The following is a 6369-nucleotide window of genomic DNA, read 5'->3' as shown; positions in this document are numbered from 1 at the left end:
CGTCCCCAGGACACCCCGCAACCCCGCAACCCACGAACACCCACGCGGAAACGCACGACCAGGAAAGAGACTCGACGATGAGTGGAAACATCAGCCGCAGACCCCGTGCCCGCACCCTGCTGGCCCTGGGCATCAGCGCGTCCCTCGCCCTGACCGCCACCGCCTGCGGCGGCTCGGGCACCGAGACGGGCAGCGAGGGCGAGGGCGAGGGGAAGATCGTCTTCTGGGACAACAACGGCGGCGTGCGCACCGAGGTCTGGAAGAAGATCATCACCGAGTTCGAGAAGGAGAACCCGGACATCGACGTGGAGTACGTCGGCATACCCATCGCCGACGTGCAGTCCAAGTACGACACCGCCATCCAGGGCGGCGGCGACAGCCTGCCGGACGTCGGCATGGTCGGCACGGCCTACCTCGCCAACATGGTCGCCCAGGGCGCCCTGGACCCGGTCGGCGACCGGGTCCAGGACAGCCCCCTGAAGGGCAAGCTGGTCAACGGCATGGTCGAGAGCGTCAAGGCCGCCGGGGGCGAGAAGGACCAGATGTTCACCGTCCCCACCTCCGCCAACCAGGGCGTGCTGTGGTACCGCAAGGACATGTTCGACAAGGCGGACCTGCCGGCCCCCGACACCTGGGAGAACTTCTACCGGGCGGCCGGGGAGCTGACCGACAAGAAGAACAACCAGTTCGGCTTCACCATCCGCGGCGGCGCGGGTTCCGTCGCCCAGGCGCTGGAGATGATGTACGCCCAGTCCGGCATCGAGAGCTTCTGGGACGGCGACAAGACCACCGTCAACGACCCGAAGAACGTCGAGGCGCTGGAGAAGTACGTCGGCCTGTACAACAAGCACACGCCCAAGGCCGACCTGAACAACGACTTCACCAAGATGGTCGCCACCTTCACCGGCGGTGAGGTCGGCATGCTCCAGCACAACCTGGGCTCCTACACCGACCATGTGAAGGCGTTCGGCGAGGAGAAGATCGGCGGGCTGCCGATGCCGCCCTCCTCCGAGGGCGGCCCGCGCACCCTGGTCTCCAACCCGGTCGACGGGATGGGGCTGTTCAAGTCCAGCGAGAACAAGGCGGCGGCCTGGAAGTTCATCGAGTTCGCCGCGTCCGCCGAGATGAACAGCCTCTGGAACGAGTCGGCGGGCGCCATCCCCGCCCACACCGACGCCGCGGACGACGAGTGGATCAACAAGGCCGAGCCCACCAAGGCGGCCATGGAGTCGCTCGACGACCCGAACACCAAGATCGTCCAGCTCCCGTACTACCTGCCGGACTGGAACAGCATCAGCAAGGCCGACACCGAGCCCAACTTCCAGAAGCTGCTGCTGGGACAGATGACGGCCGAGGAGTTCGCCGACGACCTGGCGAATCGGCTCAACGAGGCCCAGGCCGAGTGGAGCGAGCAGAAGGGCTGACGCCCCCTTCCGCGGCGGGGCGGCACCGGACCGCCCCGCCGCGCCCCACCCACAGCCCGTACCGGGCACACCGAGCCGAGGGGGTACCTCCATGCCCGTCTCCCGCCGACAAGCCGCCGCGGCGCTCGCCGCGCTTCCGCTCACCCTCGCCGCCGCCGGCGCCGCACAGGCCGCCGCACCCGTACCCGCACCCGCGTCCGCCCGCGGCCCCGGCCGCCCCCGGCGTGAGGGAACGGTCTTCATCGCCGGCGACTCCACCGCGGCCCCCAAGACCGCCGCGGCCGCGCCCGAGGCGGGCTGGGGCATGGCCCTGCCGGTCTTCCTGGGCCACGGCTGGACGGTCGCCAACCACGCGGTCAACGGCCGCAGTTCCAAGAGCTTCCACGACGAGGGGCGGCTGGCCCCGATCCTGGAGGCGATCCGCCCCGGCGACCTGCTGCTGGTCCAGTTCGGCCACAACGACGAGAAGACCGGCGACCCGGCCCGCGGCACCGACCCCTACACCACCTACCAGGACTACCTGCGCCGCTACCTCGACGGCGCCCGCGCCCGCGGTGCGCGCCCGGTACTGATCACCCCCGTCGAGCGCCGCCGCTTCGACGCGGACGGGCGTGCCAGGCCCACCCACGGCGAGTACCCCGAGGCGATGCGCGCACTGGCCGCCGCCGAGGACGTCCCCCTCGTCGACGTCCAGGCCGCGAGCCTCGCCGAGTGGGACCGGCTGGGTCCCGGCGGCACGCTGGAGATCTTCCTCCACCTCGCCCCGGGCGAGCACCCCAACCACCCCGAAGGCAAGCAGGACAACACCCACTTCCGGCCGCACGGAGCCGTCGAGGTCGCCCGGATGGTCGCCCGGGGCCTGAAGGAGCGGCGCCTGCCGCACCCGGGCGCACTCCGGCGGCTGGACGACGCCGTCCCGGAGAGCGTGGTCACCTGGCCGGCCGGCTGACCCGCCGCGCCGCCCTCGCCCACCACCCCGTCCGCGACCACCGGGCGCCTTCGGACACCCGGAGCGGCCCGGCGCCCCGATCCCCCTTCGAGAACCCCCGAACGACCCGCACGACCGAAGGAGTCGCAGTGCAGAGAAAAGTGTGCCAAGCACGTGTCATAGCCCTGACAGGGTGTGCCTCGCTCGCCCTGGCGGCCCTCGCCGTACCCGCCCAGGCGGCACCGCGCCACGGCGGCGACCAGGCCCGCGCCGTCCTGTCGAAGAACGACGGCTGGGCCTCGGCCGAGGGCGGCACCACCGGCGGCGCCGCCGCCGACGCCGACCACGTCTTCACCGTCACCAACCGCGCCGAGCTGGCCGCGGCGCTGAACGACGGCGACGACACGCCGAAGATCATCAAGGTCAAGGGCACCGTCCACGGCAACGCCGACGACCAGGGGCGTCCGCTGACCTGCGAGGACTACCAGCGCGACGGCTACACCCTGGAGAAGTACCTCCAGGCGTACGACCCCGAGGTCTGGGGCGAGAACGAGCCCTCGGGACCGATGGAGGAGGCCCGAGCCGCCTCGGCCGCCGAGCAGAACAAGCGGGTCAAGCTCAACGTCGGGTCCAACACCACCCTGATAGGGGTGGGCGACGACGCCACCATCCTCGGCGCCAGCCTCCAGATCCGGGGCGTCGAGAACGTCATCGTCCGCAACATCACCTTCGAGGACACCTACGACTGCTTCCCGCAGTGGGACCCCACCGACGGGGAGAGCGGCGCCTGGAACTCCGAGTACGACAACGTCGTCGTCTACGGCTCCCGCCACGTCTGGATCGACCACAACACCTTCACCGACGGCCGCCGCCCCGACAGCGAGCAGCCGCGCTACTTCGGGCAGCTCTTCCAGCAGCACGACGGCCTGCTCGACATCGTGCGCGGCGCCGATCTGGTGACGGTGAGCTGGAACGTCTTCACCGAGCACGACAAGACCATCCTGCTGGGCAACAGCGACAAGGCCGAGGCCGACGACCGCGGCAAGCTGCGCACCACCTTCCACCACAACCTCTTCGAGGACGTCAACGAGCGTGCCCCGCGCGTGCGTTTCGGCCAGGTGGACGCCTACAACAACCACTTCAAGCAGAACGAGGGCGCCAAGTACGGCTACACCTGGGGCATCGGCAAGGAGGCCGCGCTCGTCGCCGAGCACAACGCCTTCACCCTCCACAAGGGTCTGACCCCGGCCGACACCATCCGCCAGTGGACCCCCGGCACCTCCATGACCGAGCGGAACAACTGGGTCAACGGCCGGTACGTGGACCTGCTGGGCGCCTACAACGCCGCCAACCCCGACCGCCTCCTGGGCGACGACGCGGGCTGGACCCCGGCCCTGCGCACCCGCGTCCACCACCCGCTGGCCGTCCCGTACCTGGTGGACCGGTACGCCGGGGCAGGGGAGATCAAGGTGAAGGACGGGAAGGGCCGCAGGTGAGCGGGGCACTGACGAGCAGGCCACGAGTGGGCACCACCCGGCGCGGCGCGCTTCTGGCCGGAGCCGGCGCCGCCCTCGGTGTGGCCCTGGCGGGCCGGGCCCACGCCGGGCCCGCCCACGCCGGGCCGCGGCTGAGGGTCGCACCGGACGGCGGCGGCGACTTCGCCACCGTGCAGGAGGCCGTGGACGCCACGCCCGACCATCCCGGGACGCCCTGGACCATCGCCCTGGCCCCCGGCGTCTACCGCGAGACGGTGAAGATCCCGGAGAGCAAGACCGGGCTGACCCTGCTGGGCGGCACCGGCGATCCCCGCGACACCGTCATCGTCCACGACAACGCGGCGGGGACCCCCAAACCCGACGGGTCCGGGACCTACGGCACCTCCGGCAGCGCCACGGTCACCGCGCGGCCCGACGGCTTCACCGCCCGGCGGATCACCTTCGCCAACGACTGGCTGCGCGCCGACCATCCGGAGATCACCAGCGGCACGCAGGCGGTGGCGATCAAGGTGATGGGGGACCGGTCGCTGTTCGACCGCTGCCGCTTCCTGGGCCACCAGGACACCCTGTACGCCGACACGCGGCATGTCTCGCTCACCGCACGGCAGTTGTTCCACCGCTGCTATGTCGAGGGGGACGTGGACTTCGTCTTCGGCCGGGCGACCGCGGTCTTCCACGGCTGCGAACTGCGAACCCTGGACCGGGACGTGGACTTCACCCCGTACGGGTTCGTCTTCGCGCCGTCGACGGCCGCCGGCACCCGGTACGGCTACCTCGCCCACCGCTGCCGGATCACCACCACCGCGCCGGCCGGCGCGTACAAGCTGGCCCGGCCCTGGGTGCCCAGCAGCGATCCGACGGCCCGGCCGAGCCTGGTGGTGCGCGAGAGCCTGCTCGGCGACGGGATCGACGCGGCCCGGCCGTACGCCGACATGCGGGAGCAGTACCCGTGGCAGGGGTTCTTCTTCCGTGAGTGGGCCAACCGGGGGCCGGGCGCGGTCGTCGCCGATCCGGCCGAGCGTCCGCGGCTGACGGCGGCCGGGGCCGCCGAGCACAGGCCCGCGGCCTACCTGGGCGGCTGGCGTCCCGCGGTCGGCTGAGCCCCTCGTGGCGGATGCCGCGCCCGGCCGGTGCCGGCCGGGCGCGGCACCGGCCGGATCAGTGCGGGCCGGGGGTGACGAAGCCGCTCTCGTAGGCGGTGATGACCGCCTGGGTGCGGTCGCGTGCGCCGAGTTTGGCGAGGACCGCGGCCACATGGGTTTTGACGGTGGCCGCTCCCACCGCCATCCGGTCGGCGATCTCGGCGTTGGTCAGGCCGCGTGCCATCAGCCGCAGCACCTGCGCCTCGCGTCCGGTCAGCCGGGTGCGCAGGCTCCGGCCGCGGTGGTGGGGTGCGTAGCGGGCGGCCAGGGAGCGTACGGCGGCGGGGAACAGCAGGCAGTCGCCGCGGGCCACCAGCCGTACGGCCGCGACCAGTTCCTCGGCCGCCGAGCGTTTGAGGAGGAAGCCCGCGGCGCCCGCGCGCAGGGCGTCGTAGACGTAGGAGTCGTTCTCGAAGGTCGTCACCACCAGGATCCGGGGTGCGTCCTCGCCCATGGTCTCCAGCAGGTGCTCGGTGGCGCGTATGCCGTCGAGTTCGGGCATGCGCACGTCCATCAGCACCACGTCGGGGCGCAGGGCGCGGACGGTGGAGACGGCTTCGGCGCCGGTGGCGGCCTCGCCGGTGACCTCCATGCCGTCCTGTGCGCCGAGGATGGCCCGCAGTGCGGTGCGCACCAGCATCTCGTCGTCGGCGACGACGATCCGCAGCGGGGCGGTGCCGGTGTCGTTCACCGTTCTCCTCCCAGGGGCAGGTGTACGGTCAGCCGCCAGTTGCCGTCCTGTGGGCCGGCCTGGGCGCGGCCGCCGAGCGCGGCGGCCCGTTCGGCCGTGCCGCGCAGGCCGGTGCCGCCGCCGGGGCGGTTCCGGGGCGGGCCGCTTCGGGGGTGCAGCGGGTTCTCCATGGTGATGAGCAGTTCCTCGTCGCGGAGGGTGAGCGAGAGGGTGACGGGTGCCCTGCCGGCGTGGCGCAGTGCGTTGGACAGGCCTTCCTGGACGATGCGGTACGCCTCCCGGGACACCGCCTCGGGCAGGAGTTCCGGCGTCTCCCACCAGGGGCCGGGGCCGGTGGTGAGGGTCACGGGTGTGCCGCCGGCGCGGGTCCGCTCCAGCAGGGCGCCGAGTTCGGCGAGGGTCGGTCCGGCCGGGGTGCGCGAGGGTGTCTCGCCGTCCTCGCGCAGCATGCCCAGTACGGTGTCGAGTTCGCCGGTGGTGTGCCGGGCGGTCTCCTCGATGGCGGTCAGTGCCCGGCGGACGAACTCCGGGTCGAGGCCGAGTACGGTGCGGGCCGCGCCCGCCTGGAGTGCCACCGCGCTCAGTGCGTGGCCGACGGAGTCGTGCAGTTCGCGGGCGATCCGGTCGCGGGCGGCGAGCGCGGCGGCGCGGGCCTCGGCGGCGGCCAGCCGGTCCGCGGGGGCGGGGC

At 72.4% G+C, this 6369-nt stretch carries 6 protein-coding genes; 4 read left to right on the top strand and 2 right to left on the bottom strand.

Features of this window, described 5'->3' with window-relative positions; translation table 11 throughout:
* The first annotated feature begins 77 nt into the window (after positions 1–77).
* From L7D48_RS23935 to L7D48_RS23920, 4 genes are all read left to right on the top strand, one after another.
* Positions 78–1424, top strand: a complete 1347-nt coding sequence (locus tag L7D48_RS23935) for a sugar ABC transporter substrate-binding protein (protein WP_237882353.1) — start codon at positions 78–80, stop codon at positions 1422–1424.
* A gap of 91 nt (positions 1425–1515) precedes the next feature.
* Entirely contained in the window at positions 1516–2373 is an 858-nt protein-coding gene (locus L7D48_RS23930; RefSeq protein ID WP_237882351.1) for a rhamnogalacturonan acetylesterase, read from the top strand.
* A gap of 128 nt (positions 2374–2501) precedes the next feature.
* Positions 2502–3848, top strand: a complete 1347-nt coding sequence (locus tag L7D48_RS23925) for a polysaccharide lyase family 1 protein (protein ID WP_237882349.1) — start codon at positions 2502–2504, stop codon at positions 3846–3848.
* Positions 3845–4948, top strand: coding sequence for a pectinesterase family protein (locus tag L7D48_RS23920; protein ID WP_237882347.1), 1104 nt, complete (start codon positions 3845–3847; stop codon positions 4946–4948). The genes L7D48_RS23925 and L7D48_RS23920 overlap by 4 nt, the downstream gene beginning before the upstream one ends.
* Before the next feature lie 58 nt (positions 4949–5006).
* Here the strand turns inward: L7D48_RS23920 and L7D48_RS23915 are convergent, their stop codons facing one another.
* The gene (locus L7D48_RS23915) at positions 5007–5681 is read right to left on the bottom strand and encodes a response regulator transcription factor (RefSeq protein WP_308312329.1); all 675 of its coding nucleotides are present in this window, start codon (positions 5679–5681) and stop codon (positions 5007–5009) included.
* Positions 5678–6369 (bottom strand): sensor histidine kinase (locus L7D48_RS23910; protein ID WP_237882345.1); only part of this gene is annotated, 692 nt, incomplete at its 5' end. The genes L7D48_RS23915 and L7D48_RS23910, both read right to left, overlap by 4 nt.

The sequence above is a fragment of the Streptomyces sp. ICN903 genome, from assembly GCF_022015835.1.
Classification (GTDB): Bacteria; Actinomycetota; Actinomycetes; order Streptomycetales; family Streptomycetaceae; genus Streptomyces; species Streptomyces fenghuangensis.
This window is presented reverse-complemented; position numbering and strand designations above follow the sequence as displayed.